This window comes from Tetzosporium hominis, assembly GCF_002265435.1.
GTDB lineage: Bacteria > Bacillota > Bacilli > Bacillales_A > Planococcaceae > Chryseomicrobium > Chryseomicrobium hominis.
This window is the reverse complement of sequence record NZ_NOKQ01000196.1, coordinates 198,038-215,788: the sequence shown is the minus strand read 5'-3', so window position 1 is coordinate 215,788 and position 17,751 is coordinate 198,038. Positions and strand designations below refer to the sequence as shown.

At 42.7% G+C, this 17,751-nt stretch carries 19 protein-coding genes and 1 pseudogene; 16 read left to right on the top strand and 4 right to left on the bottom strand.

From position 1 onward, the window contains the following. Positions 1–12 precede the first annotated feature (12 nt). From hxlA to CF394_RS16275, 11 genes and pseudogenes are all read left to right on the top strand, one after another. Positions 13–648 (top strand): 3-hexulose-6-phosphate synthase, encoded by a 636-nt coding sequence (gene hxlA, locus CF394_RS06825; protein WP_094942489.1) that lies wholly within the window; start codon positions 13–15, stop codon positions 646–648. Then, positions 638–1,189 (top strand): 6-phospho-3-hexuloisomerase, encoded by a 552-nt coding sequence (hxlB, locus tag CF394_RS06820; protein ID WP_094942488.1) that lies wholly within the window; start codon positions 638–640, stop codon positions 1,187–1,189. Before hxlA ends, hxlB begins: the two co-directional genes overlap by 11 nt. A gap of 21 nt (positions 1,190–1,210) precedes the next feature. After that, the gene (locus CF394_RS06815) at positions 1,211–2,239 is read left to right on the top strand and encodes a TRAP transporter substrate-binding protein (RefSeq protein ID WP_439332861.1); all 1,029 of its coding nucleotides are present in this window, start codon (positions 1,211–1,213) and stop codon (positions 2,237–2,239) included. Between the two features lie 12 nt (positions 2,240–2,251). Continuing rightward, positions 2,252–2,725 (top strand): TRAP transporter small permease, encoded by a 474-nt coding sequence (locus tag CF394_RS06810; protein WP_094942487.1) that lies wholly within the window; start codon positions 2,252–2,254, stop codon positions 2,723–2,725. After that, positions 2,725–4,002, top strand: coding sequence for a TRAP transporter large permease (locus CF394_RS06805; protein WP_094942486.1), 1,278 nt, complete (start codon positions 2,725–2,727; stop codon positions 4,000–4,002). The genes CF394_RS06810 and CF394_RS06805 overlap by 1 nt, the downstream gene beginning before the upstream one ends. Positions 4,003–4,020: 18 nt before the next feature. Next, entirely contained in the window at positions 4,021–4,281 is a 261-nt protein-coding gene (locus tag CF394_RS06800; RefSeq protein WP_094942485.1) for a cupin domain-containing protein, read from the top strand. Positions 4,282–4,289: 8 nt separating this feature from the next. Next, the gene (locus CF394_RS06795) at positions 4,290–5,237 is read left to right on the top strand and encodes a sugar kinase (RefSeq protein WP_094942484.1); all 948 of its coding nucleotides are present in this window, start codon (positions 4,290–4,292) and stop codon (positions 5,235–5,237) included. Between the two features lie 7 nt (positions 5,238–5,244). After that, a complete protein-coding gene (locus CF394_RS06790; protein WP_094942482.1) occupies positions 5,245–5,862 on the top strand; it encodes a bifunctional 4-hydroxy-2-oxoglutarate aldolase/2-dehydro-3-deoxy-phosphogluconate aldolase in 618 nt (205 codons plus the stop codon). A gap of 311 nt (positions 5,863–6,173) precedes the next feature. Next, positions 6,174–6,644 carry a hypothetical protein gene (locus tag CF394_RS06785; protein ID WP_094942481.1) on the top strand — a complete coding sequence of 157 codons (471 nt, stop codon included), beginning with the start codon at positions 6,174–6,176 and terminating at the stop codon, positions 6,642–6,644. A 912-nt stretch (positions 6,645–7,556) separates the two neighbouring features. Next, a pseudogene (locus tag CF394_RS16280) lies at positions 7,557–7,742 on the top strand (helix-turn-helix domain-containing protein); the annotation flags it as partial. A gap of 130 nt (positions 7,743–7,872) precedes the next feature. Continuing rightward, a complete protein-coding gene (locus CF394_RS16275) occupies positions 7,873–8,016 on the top strand; it encodes a class II aldolase/adducin family protein (RefSeq protein ID WP_369333187.1) in 144 nt (47 codons plus the stop codon). 136 nt (positions 8,017–8,152) lie between these two features. On the opposite strand, the gene CF394_RS06770 is transcribed toward CF394_RS16275, so the two are convergent. Next, positions 8,153–9,829: a diguanylate cyclase domain-containing protein gene (locus CF394_RS06770; RefSeq protein WP_094942479.1), complete on the bottom strand. Its 1,677-nt coding sequence runs from the start codon at positions 9,827–9,829 to the stop codon at positions 8,153–8,155. Between the two features lie 169 nt (positions 9,830–9,998). Here CF394_RS06770 and CF394_RS06765 point away from each other — a divergent pair, with 169 nt between their 5' ends. Continuing rightward, complete coding sequence (locus CF394_RS06765) at positions 9,999–10,640, top strand: GDP-mannose 4,6-dehydratase (RefSeq protein WP_243370710.1); 642 nt, start codon at positions 9,999–10,001, stop codon at positions 10,638–10,640. A gap of 306 nt (positions 10,641–10,946) precedes the next feature. Here the strand turns inward: CF394_RS06765 and CF394_RS06760 are convergent, their stop codons facing one another. Next, positions 10,947–11,504, bottom strand: a complete 558-nt coding sequence (locus tag CF394_RS06760; protein ID WP_094942478.1) for an HRDC domain-containing protein — start codon at positions 11,502–11,504, stop codon at positions 10,947–10,949. Between the two features lie 255 nt (positions 11,505–11,759). Between CF394_RS06760 and pdxS the strand changes: the two genes are divergently transcribed. Both pdxS and pdxT read left to right on the top strand, forming a co-directional pair. Then, positions 11,760–12,650, top strand: coding sequence for a pyridoxal 5'-phosphate synthase lyase subunit PdxS (gene pdxS, locus CF394_RS06755; RefSeq protein WP_094942476.1), 891 nt, complete (start codon positions 11,760–11,762; stop codon positions 12,648–12,650). After that, a complete protein-coding gene (gene pdxT / locus CF394_RS06750) occupies positions 12,650–13,255 on the top strand; it encodes a pyridoxal 5'-phosphate synthase glutaminase subunit PdxT (RefSeq protein ID WP_094942474.1) in 606 nt (201 codons plus the stop codon). The genes pdxS and pdxT overlap by 1 nt, the downstream gene beginning before the upstream one ends. 66 nt (positions 13,256–13,321) lie before the next feature. Here pdxT and arr read toward each other — a convergent pair whose 3' ends face one another. Then, complete coding sequence (arr, locus tag CF394_RS06745) at positions 13,322–13,738, bottom strand: NAD(+)--rifampin ADP-ribosyltransferase (RefSeq protein WP_094942473.1); 417 nt, start codon at positions 13,736–13,738, stop codon at positions 13,322–13,324. Between the two features lie 227 nt (positions 13,739–13,965). Between arr and CF394_RS06740 the strand changes: the two genes are divergently transcribed. After that, positions 13,966–14,811 carry an NERD domain-containing protein gene (locus CF394_RS06740; RefSeq protein WP_165767482.1) on the top strand — a complete coding sequence of 282 codons (846 nt, stop codon included), beginning with the start codon at positions 13,966–13,968 and terminating at the stop codon, positions 14,809–14,811. A 289-nt stretch (positions 14,812–15,100) separates the two neighbouring features. Here the strand turns inward: CF394_RS06740 and CF394_RS06735 are convergent, their stop codons facing one another. After that, positions 15,101–16,588, bottom strand: a complete 1,488-nt coding sequence (locus CF394_RS06735; protein ID WP_094942471.1) for a peptide MFS transporter — start codon at positions 16,586–16,588, stop codon at positions 15,101–15,103. Positions 16,589–16,883: 295 nt separating this feature from the next. Between CF394_RS06735 and CF394_RS06730 the strand changes: the two genes are divergently transcribed. Beyond that, positions 16,884–17,621, top strand: a complete 738-nt coding sequence (locus tag CF394_RS06730) for a sulfite exporter TauE/SafE family protein (RefSeq protein ID WP_094942469.1) — start codon at positions 16,884–16,886, stop codon at positions 17,619–17,621. Positions 17,622–17,751: the final 130 nt, after the last annotated feature.

The window sequence follows — 17,751 nt, the reverse complement described above, 5'->3', positions numbered from 1 at the left end:
GGAGGGGATTCGATGACAAAAATACAGCTCGCATTAGACCGACTCACGAAAGCCCAATGTCACGAACTGGTCGAACAGACACGAGAGTGGATTGACATGGTGGAGATTGGAAGCGGTGTCATCAAGCAATACGGTATGGAGTTTGTGAAAGAGATGAAAGAAAGTTATCCCGGACTTTCAGTACTTGCAGACATGAAGACATGTGATGCGGGGAAGGCTGAAGCGGAGCAAGTGTTTGAGGCGGGAGCAGACTGGACGACAGTCATGAGTTTTGCATCGAATACGACCATAAAGGACGTAATCGATGTTTCTCGGCATTTTACTAAATCGGTTTACCTCGACATGATGAATTGTCACGATTCAAATAGAATTCAAGAATTATACGGATTAGGAGTTCGCTACTTTAACATTCACATTCCCATCGATCAACAGAAAGAAAGTCGTTGGTCAGATGAATTGTTCGCACCTTATCAGGATTTAAAAGACATTCATCTCGTTCTTTCAGGTGGGATTTCTAAAGAAGACATCTCAAGTCTAAGTCACTATCAACCTGCAATCATTATTGTAGGGAGTGCCATTACAAAGTCCGAACATCCAGCAGTAGCAGCACAAGAAATCCGAGAGGAAGTGAAGCGGCATGCCAAATGAATCTTTGGTAGTGATTGAAGAAATTCGTCAGGTGATCGAGTCAACAGACTGGTCAGCCTTTACTCAGATGGAGTCTTACATACAGAAGCAGCGGAGACTGTTCTTATACGGAGAGGGACGCTCGGGTCTGATGGTCAAGGCGTTTGGAATGCGTTTGATGCACGCTGGCTACACTGTCTTCATCGTAGGAGAGACGACAACGCCAAGTATAAGTAGGGACGACGTCTTACTCGTGTTATCAGGCTCAGGAGAATCCGTTGCTTCAAAGCATATTGTCGAGACGGCGAATGCTCTAGGGGCAATAAGCTTGCTCGTCACTGCGAATCCGGAGTTTCAAACAAATGAGCGCTATCGACATGTGGCGCTGATACCGGCTGCGACTAAAAAACGTCTTGCACATGAACCAACGACGATTCAGCCACTCGGGAATCAGTTTGATCAATCAGCACATCTGTTACTTGATAGCTTAGTCATTTACTTAAATCGTGAAAATAAAGAGTTCACTAATGAAGCACTGAAACAACAACATACAAACATCTAACTTACTGGGGAGGAAATACTAATGAAGACAATTACTTTTGGGAAGTTCGCTTTAACTGCATCTCTTGTTCTAACAATGGCCGCTTGTGGAAATGGAGCGGATGGCGACTCATCGGGTTCAGATACAAAAATCAAGCTATTAGTAGCTCACAATCAAACATCTCCTGACAACCCGTATCAAACAGGTCTTCTCAAATTTGAAGAAGAGCTTGAAAGTGCAAGTGAAGATTTTGATGTAGAAGTACATGCTGGAACGCTTGGAACTGAAGAGTCCGAGCTAGTAGAAAAGTTGAAACTCGGAGCTGCAGATGCAGTGGTTGTATCGCCAGGATTTATGACTCAAACGGGTGTAAAAGAAGTAGATTTGTTGGCACTTCCTTATCTGTTTGAAGATTATGAGCACTGGGAAGCAGTCGTAGACGGCGAAGTGGGTGAGCAACTAGCGGCTTTGATCAACGAGAAATCAAACAATGATTTTAAAGTAGTTGGTTACTGGTCAGCTGGAGTTCGCCATTACTACGGAAAACAACCATTGAACTCAATTGAGGACGCGAAGGGTCTAACAATTCGTACACAAACTTCTGGAGTTGTTTCAGACTTCTGGACACAAGTAGGTGCTATTCCGACTTCTGTTGCATGGGGCGAATTATACCAAGCCTTGCAACAAAATGTAGTGGATTCTTCTGAAAATGCATATCCGTACTATGTACAACAAAATCATCACAAAACAGACAACGGGAAGTTTACAACAGAAACGGCTCACGATTATACGACTCGATTGCTTCTAGTGAACGGCAACAAGTTTGATGAAATGACTGCGGAACAACAAGACGCCCTACTTGCTGCAGCTACTGCTGCTACAGAAGCAGAAAGAGAAGCTTTATATGCTCAAGAAGAGGAATACAAAGAGATTCTGCTTAATGACGGTGGAGAAGTTAATGAAATTGATACAACACCATTTAAAGAAATCGCAGTGCCGATTCAAGATGAGTTTGCAGCAAGTATTGGCGCTGAGAGTATTTTAGAATCAATTCGCGGTCTTGCGAAATAGGAGTGGGTTGCTTTGGTACAAAAGCTTGAAAAATTTCAGATGGCGCTTGGCGTCATCTTTCTTTCCATTTTCTTCATTGCTATCCTCGTGCAGATTGTCACGCGCTATATAGGAGTTTCTGTGATCTGGACGGAAGAGGTGGCCAACTATTCGTTCATCTGGGCTATCTTCATGGGAGCGGCTGTCATGGTGAATCGCAGAGAGCATTTTAGCTTTGATTTTTTGACGCAGAAGCTAAAAGGGAAAAAGCGTGCGAGCTTATTAACAGTGATTGATGCAATCGTTGCAATCTTTGCCTTCTTCATCACGCTCTATGGCTATGAAGCCGTGACAACGTTTTGGAATTACAACTGGCTCAGTCTCCCTGAACTGAAAATGGGCTACATCTGGATTGCAATCCCGGTAATGGGAGTGACAATGTTGATCTATTCACTAAATCACATTGTCAGTCATATTAAAGTGTTACTCAATAAGGAGGCTGTGTGATGGGAATTCTATTAGTCGCCTTGTTTTTGATCTTGATGCTAATCGGTGTGCCTATTGCTTTTGTAATTGGAATTATCGCATTGGTTGGAATTATGTCAGTACCGAATATTCCCGAAGTGACGATGCCGATGAAGATGCTGAATGGTATCGATTCCTTTGTACTTCTTGCAGTACCGCTGTTCATTTTGGCGGCTAACCTTATGAATCACGGGAAAATCTCTCAAAAGCTAATTGACCTTGCGATGACTATGGTCGGGCATATCCGAGGTGGTCTGGCTCAGTCGAACATTTTGGTCTCCATGATGTTTGCAGGTGTGTCGGGTGCTGCACAAGCGGATACGGCTGGTGTAGGGAAAATCCTCATCCCGAATATGAAGCAAAAGGGGTATGATGCAGAAACGGCTGTTGCTGTAACTGCTGCATCGTCTACAATCGGTGTCATTATCCCACCAAGTATTCCGATGATCATCTTTGCAGGAATGGCCAACGTTTCTGTAGGTGCACTGTTTCTAGCAGGTATCATACCAGGAATTCTAGTCGGTGTTGGAATGATGATCTTTGTTTACTTTTTAGCTAGAAAACGTAATTTTGAGAAGTCGGAGCGAGCTAAATTCTCTACTTTCTTAAAGCTCGCTTTTGAATCCTTGCCAGCCTTATTCACTCCAGTCATTATCATCGGAGGAATCATCACAGGCTTCTTTACTGCTACGGAAGCAGCGGCAGTGGCATCTCTATACACATTAATTATCGGTCTTTTCGTATACAAAACAATCAAGGTCAAAGATCTACCAGCAATCTTAAAGGACACGTTGGCGCTCTCTTCTCTGTCGTTGTTCGCTTTAGCAGCAGCAAGTGCTCTTGGGGAATTGCTCAGCTACTTCCGAGTTTCTGTCATGGCGCAACAGTTCTTTACAGACTACATAGGTAGTGAATGGATGTTCTTGTTGATCGTCATTTTATTCTTCTTATTTATCGGAACGTTCATGGATGCGATTCCTGCCATGATTCTATTTGTTCCAATTATTTTACCTTCTGCAATGATCTTTAATGTGGATCCAGTTCACTTAGGTTTAGTAGTAGTTATCACACTAGCAATCGGTTTAATCACGCCACCTTACGGACTATGTTTACTACTTGCCGCAAAGATTGGAAACTTGAGTATTGAACGGTCAGTCGTGGCTGTGCTTCCGTATTTGGCTATCGTATTGATTGTCCTTCTACTTGTGGCTTACATTCCATCGATTGCGCTATGGATTCCTAGTTTAGCTGGACAATAAAAAAACGAGGTGAACAACTTGCAACGAGAATTACTACAAGACGAAACGAATATGCAACTAGTGCGAGTCCAACTCCCAAAAGGTTTTAAAGGAGATGAGGATTGCCATGTTGCGGAACAAGTCACCTATATTGAATCAGGAGAAGCTCTGTTTCGTGTAGGGGAGACAGTCCACCATCTACATGCAGGCCACTCTGTTTATATGGGAAGCAATGTGCCACATCAAATAGAAGTACTAGAAGACACCATTTTACTAGATGTATTTACACCAAGAAAGTAGGGAAATCCATGGATATCGTAACAATAGGCGATGGAATGATTACATTTGATCCATCACATAGAGGGCCGATGCGTTTTGTATCTACTTTCGAACGAAAAATTGGAGGGGCTGAGCTGAATGTGATGCTTGGTTGTGCACGTTTAGGACTGCGCCCCGGTTGGATCAGTAAGCTAGGTAATGATGAATTCGGTCGCCACATTTTAAACACGGTCCGTGGGGAAGGCGTGGACGTCAGCGAAGTGCAACTAGAAGCAGATTATGCGACTTCATTAAACTTTAAAGAAATCCGGGAAGACGGCAGCAGTCGAACGTTTTACTACCGTCACCCATCGCCGACAGAGAAGTTTACAGTGGCGACGTTACCGTATGACTATGTCAAACAAGCCAAAGTACTTCATGTAACTGGAGTTTTCCCGGCTATCGTGCAGAAGAATCGTCAGTTGGTTGAAGAATTACTGAACTTTGCAAAAGCACAAGGCGTTACAATCTCATTCGATCCAAACATTCGCTTGCGCCTCTGGTCTGAAGAAGAGGCCAGAGCCACGCTAATGACCTACCTTCCATACGTGGATCACCTTTTAACTTCAAAAGAAGAATTAGAAATTCTATTTGAATCAAAAGATGACACTGTGATTCGACAGGCATTGCACCAGTACTCGTTCCAAACGGTCGTTATGAAAGATGGTAGCAATGGCTCGTACTACTTGGAACAAGGGGATTGGGTTCATGTGCCTGCCATTCCTGCCGAAAAAGTTGTAGATACGGTTGGAGCGGGTGACGGCTTTGATAGTGGATATCTATATGGATTATTACAGGGCTGGACAGTTCCAGAAAGACTACATTTTGCAAACGCTGTAGGGTCTATGGTGGTGCAAGTCCATGGAGACAATGAGGGATTGCCTTACTTAGACGAAGTGGAAGTTTTCCTTGGCAAACGCCAAGTGATTGAAAGGTAGTGAAACGATGATCGACCAACTAAAAAAATCACCACTCATACCTGTTTTGCGGAAACTTCCAGAGGAAAGTTTTCTCTCCATAGCAGGAGCGTTGATTGACGGCGGAGTAAAGTACCTCGAAATTACAATGGATGCGGAAGAGGCTCCTCGCCTTATCCGTTTGGCTAAACAACACTTTGGAGAACAAGCATCTATCGGGGCCGGTACAGTGATGTCCGTTGAGCAAGCTAGAGAAGCGATTGAAGCAGGAGCCGAGTATCTCATTTCTCCAGCTCTTGTAGATGAGGTATTACTGTATGCTGTGGAACAAGGCATTCCGATGATCCCTGGAGTTTACACACCATCTGAAATGGCTCACGCTTACTCCTTAGGCGCTGTTGGAGTCAAACTGTTCCCAGCGGCATCCCTAGGAAGTGGCTTCGTTAAAGACGTGCGAGGTCCACTCGGCCACATCCCGATCATCGTAACGGGCGGAATTACTGAAACTACAGCTCGAGATTACTTGGATGCAGGGGCCATTGGAGTGGGAGCAGGATCTGCTCTACTAGATAAAGACCTTATTGCCAAGCAAGATTGGTCGGGACTAACAGAACTGACGAAATCATGGATAGCGCGATTAAACTAGATTACAAGAGAGCGAGAAGACTCCGTAAGTGGAGTCTTTTTTGCTTTTAGAAGAAGTTAGGGAGGGACGTGAATCGCCCCGAGGTTGACGCGAATCGGATGGAGGTTGACGCGAATCGGATGGAGGTTGAGGTCTCCTTACATCTGTTATCCCCTTCATACTACGTAAAGCCCGTCGAGAAAACTAGACATATCTACGTACGAAAACCATATATTCACATCAAGGGTTCCTTGCTATACTAGGTGTAATTGGCAAAAAAGACAGTTTTACGGGGGACGATTCCGGCGGGGAGTAAGGGGGGAGCGAACAGCATGTATAACGTGAGACTGAATACTAGCAATATTGAAACACTGGATGACAAGTTTGATCAGAGAGCTAAGGCTGTAAAAGAGAATTGGAACATGGTTACGAAAAACTTTTTAGAAAAGGGGTTTCAAGTCCTATTCAAGTTTTGGGACGAAGATTCTGATTCCAGCATCCAACAAGTATTAGCTAAAGCAAAATCGCCGCGCTTTGAAACAGCTAGTGATGGACTGCAAGTAGTGACAATAGAATTGACTCCGAAAATAAAAGAAATGCTAGTACAGATAGTGCCCGAAGAATCTCAGTCAATCACACCATTCTTTCACTTCGATATTCTCGATGCGAAAGGTGAGTCGCTATTCTCTTCTCAGGATCATGGAGATAATACATTGTTCTATTTGAGTGAGGAAGAGAGAGCCGCACTAGTGCAGAGGGGCTTGGTCTACGAAGATTTAGAAAAAGCGCAATGGTTAGAATAGAATAGAATAAAATAAAAATGGCCCTGAATGCTCAGTGGCCATTTTTTAGTAGAGTTCATTTGATTTCGATGGATTTCTAGACTTTTTAAATCGTAGGCTATCTCGGATAACCAGAACCAAAATAATCACCCAAAAGACCAGGAAGCCGTAAAAATAATACGGGAAATTAATCAGCATGTAGTCCCATTGAAAGATCAAAATCGCAGATGCATACAGAAAAAGAATTAGAGTGTTCAGCAAATGAAAAAGCTCTTTTTTCTCGCGAAAAATCAATGATAAAATCAAAAGTGCGATTAGAATGCCCAACATAACGCTAGCAATGGTTAAATGAAATGTCGCAAATTCAAAATCAGAATTCATACTTCATCCCCTCCATGACACTTCTATATTACAAGAATATTCCAAAAATGTATATAGCGAAAACAAAAAGAGATTATTTCACCTTGATAGAGGCTTAACAATTTGAGGTATTCTTCAATTCACTTGAAAAACCCTATCAAATAGGTGAGTTGTATATAACAAAATGTCAGGACGTACTAATGAAAACTTACACAATTAAAGAATTGACAAGACCTTCGTTGAATTAGATAACTTTTTGAGTCTATGGAAAAACTACGGATTAGATATAGAACAAAGTGAAATCGTAATTTTATTAATTGCATATAGTAAAAATGAACAAGATAATTTGTCCGCTGCTGAGAAAGCACAGCTTAAAGTCTTGGTCGACCAATTGAAGCAACGTTATGGGAAGGATATAAATGGATAAATCACTTTTTGACTCATTAAAAACTAGTTTAAATAAGGCTCTTGAACATACGGAGGGGCAGCGAGAAGTAAGGTCTCGTAAACTATCTATAAAACCCATTCCGAAATATACTTCAGAAGATATAAAAGAAATTCGAAAAAGTAGAGCTTACACAACTTTTATTTGCACAAATGCTAGGTGTTTCAAAGAAAACTGTAGAAGCATGGGAAGCTGGCAGCAATGTCCCGAACGGCTCTGCTATGCGACTCTTACAATTACTCGAAGATAAACCTCAAGTAGTGAAAGAAGAATTTTATATGGAAGATAAACAGGAATATGTTCAGTCCTCTTAATTTTCTATCAAATTGATGGTACTTTAACGCCCCCACCAGGGCGTTTTTCTTATGTCCACGAATCTTCCCATTTGCTAAACTGGAAGGATTAAACTTTGGCAAGTTTTCATTGGGTCCTCCTAGATGTGCCGTGCTTCTAGCGAATCACGGATTGCTAGGAGGAGCCCAAGATTTACCGAATGCTTTTGCGGTTGCTGAAGAAATCGAGTTTTGCTGTGAGATTTACTGGCGAGCGAAGGCTGTCGGGAGAACCTGTGATTTTAGACGACGCTGAGATGGATTTGATGGCGGAGAAGTTTAAAAGTTACGGACAGAAGAAATAAAGTAGAAAAGAGAGAGACCTCTGCGACTGCAGAGGTCTCTTTTTGACATTATTATTAGTGGTTGTCGCGAATCCCAACCACCCTTCATTACTCCTGTAAAACACTACGCCCTGCAAAAGCAGAATTGTCTAGTTGCTCGCTATGAGAATAGAAGTGATACCCATTCTTGCCATTCTCCTTAACCCAATAGAGTGCCGCGTCTACATTTCGTACCAGTGTCTCAGCATCGTCGCCGTCACCAGAATACATGCTGATTCCAATGGATGGAGACACGGAGTGCTTTACTCCTTCGATGACGAAGGGGTCATCGAAGCAGCTTATGAGCCATTCGGCAAATTGAGAGGTCTGGATGTCATCTGTGTCCGTTAGCAAAAATAAGAACTCATCGCCTCCGATGCGAGACAACGTATCGTAGAAGCCAAGTTTTTTGTAAATACGCATGCTCACTTCTATCAGTAGTTTATCTCCTATGAAGTGTCCATAGGTATCATTCACCGATTTAAAATTATCAAGATCTAAGTAAAGAATTGCAAACTGAATCTCTCGTTCCTTCGCACGAACTAGCATAGATTGTAGGCGTTGAGAAAATAGGCGCCGGTTCGGTAACCCTGTCAGATCATCGAGATAAATCAAATCTTTCATCTGCGCTTCTTGCTGCTTCCGGTCGGTGATATCTCGCGCTATAAAGCTGATAAAGTGCTCATCTGCAATAGTCCACGAACCTATACTGACTTCAATAGGAATTTCAGATTTGTCTTGAGCGATTCCAGTTGTCTCCTTCATTCTCTGAAAATTGGAAGTGTCCTCTGATTGCAAGAATTCCGCCACATTTACTTGATAGCTAGCGTGAGTCTTCTTAGGCACTACTTTAAAAATAGAATCTCCCAAGATCTCTTTTTTCGAATAACCGAAAAGGCGCTCGGCTCCATTGTTCCACTGGACGATTTTCCCATCAGTAGTACAAACGATAATAGCGTCATGTGCAGACTCGATTAGAGCTTGAAATTTTAATTCGGATTCAATGGACTGAACTAATAACTTACGATCCATAGAGACACTTTTATACATGATGCTTAGTAGATAAAATGCGGCCAAGGATACGCCGTAACCCAGATAAGTGGAATTCACTACAGCGCCTGTAGTATGAGAATGTGTAGGATCCGAAACGAACATCGCGGCCGCCATACCTATATAATGAATGAGCACAACTCCGATTCCCATAATGACAGCACTACCTATTTTAGTTAACCGGTTTTTTGAAATCCTTTCAGAGTTCGCAAGGAGCGAGAGACCAATATAAGATGTTCCGTATCCCACGACAGCAGCGATTGTAAGCATCCACCAGCTATACTCAAGAAAAGCGGGCATTTCCATAGCTTCCATTCCCAGCAAATGCATGGCAAAGATACCCGCAGAAAAGATGAGCGCTCCTACAGGGATTCGCCATATTGGAGCATCGGGTAAACTGATTAAATAAAGCGTGATACCGCCTGCTACAAAAGCAGGAAATACAGAAATCAACACAAGTGGAACATTGTAAGAGACTTCAAGGGGAAGTTGTAAAGCGAGCATCCCGATAAAATGCATGGACCAAATACCGACGCCTAGCAAAATAGCTCCTGTCAGAATGAGTCTTCGCCTTCCGACTGAAGTTGTAATAGACAGCAGTCTTCCGAGGTCTAATGCAACCATAGCTGCAAAAATAGCTACCAGAATAGAAAGTAATACTAAACTCCAATTGTACTCATATGTTAAAAATTCCATTCGAGCCCCTCATTTCGCCAGAAAGTAGCCGCCTAAAATTTGTTTTTATTGGAAGCTAATTAGTTATATTTCTAATTACCTATGTCTAAAGAATTATACAATATAACTTGAGGTTAGGACAATTTAATTCTAAAAACAATTCCTCATTTGGAAATTTCTATTCATTCTCGTGATTTTAAAATCATATAGTCTAATTGCCACTAAATCGATTAGAAAGGATTTTTACATTCCGACTTTCAAAATTTTAGTTACAGGAGGCCTTGGCTTCATCGGATCTCAGACTGCCGTTGCACTTATTGCTGCAGGTCATGATGTTGTCATTGTCGACAATTTGTCCAATTCGAACTTAGGTGTACTCGATAAGTTGAAAACCATAACAGCGCATGCCTACATTCCATTCGAAATGATAGATGTTACCGACTTTGATGCTATGGATAGGCTATTTGCGAAGCACAATTTCGATGGGGTGATTCATTCGGTTGATGGCATGGGAGTGCGAGACTTTATTCATGTTATGGACCTGGCAGAAGGGCACGTCGCTGCATTCGAAAATCCGCAGAAGGGCATTTACACTTATATTCTAGGGAACGGGAAAAGAACTTCTGTGCTCGAATTGATTCAGAATTTTGAGCAAGTGAATCAAGTCGTAATCCCTTACGAAATTGTGGATCGCCGTCCTGGCGATTGCGCGGAGAGTGTTGCGGACGTCAGCAAGGCAGAAAGTGAGTTGGGATGGAAGTCGACTCGCTCTTTGGAGGACATGTGCCGGGATTCTTGGGGGTATATGGAGAAATCAAGGGATTATTCCTAGGTATTTCGCAATAAATAGGAGTTTGGAGATTGTGGAAGATAGGTGTGCATACTTATTAGGTCTGTAATTCAGCTGATTAGACCTCTATGGAATTTCATTCGACATCCGAAATTTCATTAGGCCTCAAATTAAGATGATTCGACCTAAACCTAGCATGATTAGGTCTTAAATCGATTTCATTAGACCAGCGAAATTTCAGTTAAGACTATTATTGAATACAAACTAAAAGGAAGTTTCTCGTATTTGGGGAAACTTCCTTTTTGTCTGTTGTTCATTCAATTTTTAGGCTTATTACGTTAAGAAAAATCAGTTGCTACTGGCTATTCGGACTACCTCTAAAATCTCCTCACCAAACTCCTCAAGCTTCCGAGGACCGATACCATTGATCTCTAGAAGTTCATCGATAGTTGTCGGTCTCTTTTTCGCAATCTCCGACATCGTTTGATTCGTGAAGACATGAAAAGCAGGACGTTCGATTTGTTTAGACGTTTCGTATCTATAAGCTCTTAAGGCTGCAAGTAGGAGTTCAGTTTGTAAATCTAGGGGCTGGTCTGGCATAGAGGGCGCTGTTGGAGTCCACTCAAATGTGATTCCCGTAATTCCAGAGTCTTCGTACTGTTTGAGAATGCTAAGAATTTCTTCACCGATCAGTTCAGCACGGTCGACGCCGATGCCTTTCATGCGAATCAGTTCGAAAATGGTTTTGGGACGCTTTTCAATTAAAGTTTCGATGAGTTTAATGGTTAGGACGTTGGCAGGATGGCGACCAGATTGTTTTGCGAATTGCGAACGGTAGGTGAGCAAGACAGTGCGGAGTTCTTGTGATTCGTGTGAAGTGAGAGATGCTTCAGTGGTTGATGACATCAAATTCCTTCCTTCTAGTGGAGTTTGGTTGGGGATAGGTGAATAACTTTTGGGGGAGATTGAAAGCTAATCAGTTATTCCGTTTTAGTGTAACTTAGTAAGAAGTAGTTTACAAATTTTAGGTTGAAAAGTGGTCGGGTAGATAAATTAACTATAAACTTCATCTGACCACCTAATTTAATTCAATACTGATACTTTTTACGATGTCAGATTCTATTAAACTAGTAAGTAGAAAACGAAATGGAGGCTGACATCATGAGTAATCAGATTACAGGAACAGATCGTGTCAAACGAGGAATGGCAGAAATGCAAAAGGGTGGCGTCATCATGGATGTCGTGAATGCAGAACAGGCGCGGATTGCAGAAGCAGCAGGAGCAGTGGCGGTTATGGCACTAGAACGCGTGCCATCGGATATCCGGGCAGCAGGTGGAGTGGCTCGCATGGCGGACCCACGTATCACAGAAGAAGTTCTCGCTTCAGTGACGATTCCAGTAATGGCGAAGGCTCGAATTGGGCACATCACGGAAGCACGAATGCTAGAGGCTATGGGAGTCGATTATATTGACGAATCGGAAGTACTGACGCCAGCTGATGAAGAGTTCCATCTGTTGAAGCACCAGTTCACAGTGCCTTTCGTTTGTGGGAACAAGGATCTTGGAGAAGCCGCACGTCGTATCGGTGAGGGAGCATCAATGCTTCGCACAAAAGGAGAGCCTGGAACAGGAAACATCGTAGAAGCCGTTCGTCACTTACGAAAATTGAATGCTCAAGTACGAAATGTGATTCATATGAGCGAAGATGAGTTGATGACAGAAGCGAAGAATCTTGGTGCACCGTACCATGTGCTACTTGAAATCAAAAATCTCGGCAGACTACCCGTGGTAAACTTTGCGGCGGGAGGCATTGCAACACCGGCGGATGCAGCGTTAATGATGGAGCTTGGTGCAGATGGGGTGTTTGTGGGATCCGGAATCTTCAAGTCGGACAACCCTGAAAAATTCGCACGTGCAATCGTCGAAGCGACAACTCATTACCGCGATTACAAATTGCTTGTTGAGATTTCGAAAGATTTAGGTGTGCCTATGAAAGGAATTGAAATCTCTCGACTCGAAGCAGCAGAACGCATGCAGGACCGAGTGCTGTAATGAAACGGATTGGTGTACTTGCCTTACAAGGAGCGGTTCGTGAACACATACTTGCGATTGAAGCGAGTGGCGCTGAAGGAGTACCTGTTAAAACAGTTGCAGAGCTTGAAGGCTTAGACGGGCTAGTGTTGCCAGGCGGCGAGAGCACGACGATGCGTCGCTTGTTAGATAGCTACGAATTGCTGGAACCGATTCGCAAGAAAGCACTCGATGGTCTTCCGGTGTTCGGCACTTGCGCAGGTTTGATTTTGCTAGCAGGTACTATCGTGGGTTACGAGGAGCCTCATCTTGGACTTATGGACATCACTGTCGAACGCAACTCATTCGGTCGACAGGTCGACAGTTTTGAAGTACCACTTGCAATTGAGGGAGTGGGAGTGGGAGTGGATTTTCCAGCAGTCTTTATTCGAGCGCCTCATATAGTGAGTGTTGGCCCGGATGTAGAAGTACTGGCAACGCATGGAGATCGAATCGTTTTGGCTCGTCAAGGAAGATTCCTAGGGTGTTCGTTTCATCCAGAGCTAACAGATGATCACCGAGTGATGCAGTATTTTATCGATATTTGTGTACATTCAAAGGAAAGTTCGGAAGTAGGAAGCGTCTGAGGAGACGCTTCGTTTTTATTTTCTTCCAGAACCATTAGAAGCTTCCGCGGACTTCAAAGGATCTCTCTAGTCCAAAATCACATTTTTCCCCTCATCCTTGAGCTTTTGCAAACCAGCTAGCATATTCTCAATTTGCTCGTCCGTATGGCGTTCCCAAGAACCTACCTCTGCTACAACTTTGAGAGGAGCAGTCGAGCGATAAGACCTAGTAGGGTTTCCTGGAAATCGTTTGTCAGTAAGATTCGGATCGTTTTCAAATTCGCCAGTAGGTTCTACGATATAAATCCGCTCTTGTTGATCAGAACGAGCTAGTTCAGCTCCCCATTTTGCAGCATCCAGTGTTGCCGTGAAGTAGATGTAATTGGATTGTTTGTCTTGATAGTTAGAGTTGAAATTCGGTTCTAGAAAGTCCCCAATTTGCAACTTTGCTTTCGTCCCATGGAAGAATGGACCTGCATCAAGTGGTAGCTTTAAATCTGACATTTACGACACTCCTTCTAAGCTTAGTATCGTTATTATAAGGCGGAAATTGGAGGAAATGTAGTCTGTTTGTGAGGAAGTAGCTATGATAAAATTAAAGTAGAGAGATGTCTGTGCCTTCACATTTGTGGGGGCACTTTTTGTTTTCTCAAAATTTAGGAGACAACATTTGCACGTGAATGGTAAAATTAACTAACTATAGTAGGGGCCAAGTAGAGAGGAAGAATTTAATGAATCGAGTCTTAAAGATTGCAGGGTGGGTGTTTCTAGGTCTTATAGGTCTTTATTTTCTAATTATTTTAGCCCCGGTATTCTTCATGATTGCATTAATAGCAAGTCTAATAGCTTATCGCGTCAAATATCCAGAATTCAAAGGAATGATGGGGGAGAGACAAGTCAATCATACTCTAACTGCTCTCAATGAAGATTACAAAGTATACCATGACCTGTATGTACCCGACGAAAAAGGTGGTACCGTACAAGTGGATCACGTCGTAACTTCACCTTATGGTATTTTTGTCATCGAAACTAAAAATTATAAAGGCTGGATTTTTGGCGAAGAAGACCGCAGATATTGGACACAAGTAATTTACAAGCGAAAGGAAAAACTCTACAATCCAATTTGGCAGAACCAAGGTCATGTTAAAGCTGTAAGAGACTATTTGTCGCACGGAGAGCCGAGTGATTTTCATTCGATTGTAGTATTCTCACCTCAATCATCGTTAAAATTTACTGATAACTTTAGAACGGCAAGAGTTATTCAAACTCCACAGTTAACAAAAGTAATTCGTGAACAGAGGTATTCAGTCTTATCTTATGAGCAACTTGCTTCTATCAATCGTTTGCTTGATCAGTTGGTTGTAACGGATAAGAAGGAGAAAAAAGCGGTTAAGAAAAGGCATGTAGAAGAACTCAAAGCTAAACTGAATGTACCAAAGGAGCAGCCTGTGTCACAAAAATCACAGCAAATCTGTCCTTCTTGTGGAAGTGCACTTTCATTAAAACGAGGGAAGTATGGAGATTTTTTTGGTTGTAGTAGTTTTCCTAAATGTAAGTTCACGAAAAAGGCATCTTGATTTACTAATATGAAGAACACAATCGAGATGGAAGCTGCCCCTTGTTTGGTGGCTTTTTTCTTTTGTAACGGTAAATTATTAAAAATACAGATAGTATTAGGCCTATAATTTAATTCATTAGGTCTCTAATTAAGATGATTGCACCTCTATCGGAGATGATTCGACATCCGAAATTTCACTTTGGCACTCACTCCATTTTTTTACTCATACCCACATTTTAGTGCTGAATAAATCCCGCGAATCAAAAAAACTCGATTCCATTTCTGGAATCGAGCCTTCAAATACGTGCTTAACGCACGCCACGCATAAACTTCTCAATGATCGGTGCTGTAAAGAACAACAAGAATCCTAAAGCAATCGAGATTCCGCCGATGACACCAAAGTAAATAATCTCATTTTCAGGTGAATACAATTTCACGACTTGCGCATTGATCGCTTGTGCCGATGCATTCGTTAAGAACCAGAGACTCATCGTCTGTGCAGCGAAGGCAGCCGGAGCTAGTTTCGTTGTTGCAGACAAGCCGACTGGAGATAAGAACAATTCCCCAAGTACAACTAGGAAGAAGCTAAGTACTAACCACCAAGGGCTTACTAGGCTTTCTGTTCCGCTCATGTAAGCAGGGATGATCATCACTAAGAACGATAGACCCGCAAACAAGAGACCCATTGAAAACTTCACTGGAGTCGATGGTTGGCGGTCTCCAAGCTTGATCCACATCCAAGCAAACACTGGTGCGAATGCAATGATGAATAATGGATTCAGTGATTGGAACCACGCTGGTGAAATATCGATGCTACCAAGTGCTAGATTCGTACGTTGGTCCGCATATTGAGCCAAGATGATAGAACCTTGCTCCTGGATAGCCCAGAACATCATTGCAGCGACGAACAATGGAATGTAAGCAAGCACACGAGACTTTTCGTCTGCGTTTGTCTTGTTGCTGCGGTACATCACGATGAAGTAAATCGTTGGAATTACGATACCTAAGATAGACACGATCATCGTGAAGACGTCGATGGTCATGATTCCCGCTGTGATCAAGATGTAACCAGCCACAGCGACGACTATAATTCCAATTCCGATTGTTGTAAAAATTTTCTTACGCTCTTCTTTAGTCAGCGGGTTCGGTACATAAGAACCGGCAAGTCCAAGATACTTCTTTTTCGTTGCCCAGAACACGACAAGACCTAAAGCCATACCGATAGCAGCTAGTCCAAATCCTAAGTGGAAGTTGTACTGAAGTCCAACTGTTCCGACAATTAAAGGCGCAATCAGGGCACCCATGTTGATTCCCATGTAGAAGATACTAAATCCAGAGTCGCGACGGTTGTCGTTCTCAGCATACAGGTCACCAACGATACTAGAGATGTTTGGTTTCAATAATCCCGTACCAATGACGATTAATGCCATCGAAGCGAACAGAGTCGTCAATCCGCCAGGTAAGGCTAAGACGATGTGACCGAGCATGATTAGTACGCCACCATATAATACCGTGCGAGTTGTACCGAGCAAGCGGTCGGCAATCCATCCACCGATGATTCCGGACATATAAACCAGTGAGCCGTAAACGGCCATGATGGAGTTCGCTGTCGATTGATCTAAGCCAAGTCCACCTTTATTTAATTCGTAGTACATGTAGTACAGCAATATAGCGCGCATTCCGTAGTAGGAAAAGCGTTCCCAAAACTCTGTGAAGAATAGGGATAGGAGTCCTTTTGGTTGGCCGAAAAAGCCTTTCTGAGGGACTGAGTTAACAATGTCTTGTTTTGTTACCATGGTCTTTCCTTCTTTCTCTTTTCAATTGTGAAAAAAATTAGACTTTTACAGTGTAACTATCCCTTTTTTTGATGTCAAAAAACAAATTGTTCTGAAAAGATAGTAATTTTTTGCGAGCCTTGCTCCCCATGGGATTTAACGTCACTACTCTATTTACCAATCATCAGAACTTTCTAAAACATAAGTTTCTACTTATTGAAATACTGATAGGTTTTTGTTATGAGGAATCATTAAAAGTATTAAATTTATTTATCAAGATAAGGGGCGTATAGTGAAGGCAAGAGAGGTGAGCGAGATGGAGTACATCATCATGTTTCTCATAGGAGTTTGTGCAACAACACTCGGCACACTAGCTGGAGGGGGAGGCTTGATCAGTTTACCTGCAATGTTGTTACTCGGAGTACCGGTTCATTCCGCCATCGGAGCGAACAAGGTATCAAACACAGTCAGTTCATTTTCAAGTTTTTACTACTTGATCAAAAAGAAAACCATCACTTTGAAAGAGTCCGTTTGGCTCGTTCCGGTCAGTTTAACAGGAGGAATCACAGGCGGATTGATCGCCTCGGCGATTCCTGAGGAGCAGATGTACTTAGTAGTCAGCGTACTCTTACTGTTCGCATTTGTGACATCATTCATTGGAAAGCAAGGATTCACAGGACAAGAACCTCTGCGAATCTCCAAAAAAAGTGTGGCAGGACTCTACAGCATCGGTATCTATGACGGGATGTTTGGTCCGGGACAGGGCACGTTAATGCTCTATCTATTCAGTTATCTCAACATTTCTTATATACGTGCGATTGGATTCGTGCGACTTGCCACGTTTTCAAGCTGCTTTGGTGCTGCTGCAACTTACATCCTTTCGGGAGACATCATTTGGCCACTAACCATTGCGCTCCTGCTCGGATCCGTGACAGGTGCGCAGACTGGAGTTCGGATCGCGGAGAAACTAAATCCGAAGTATGTAAAACCTATATTGCGAGGCGTGACCGTGTTGCTTCTTGTACAGATTTTGTGGAATCGATTCTTCAGTTAATCAAAAAATGCCGTTCCTGTAGGGACGGCATTTTTTCATAGTATAGAGAGTGGCTTTCAGGACTTCAGGCAGTGTTCCGCGGACTTCACAAGATGTTCCGAAGACTTCAAAGGGCCTTTCTAGGACTTCA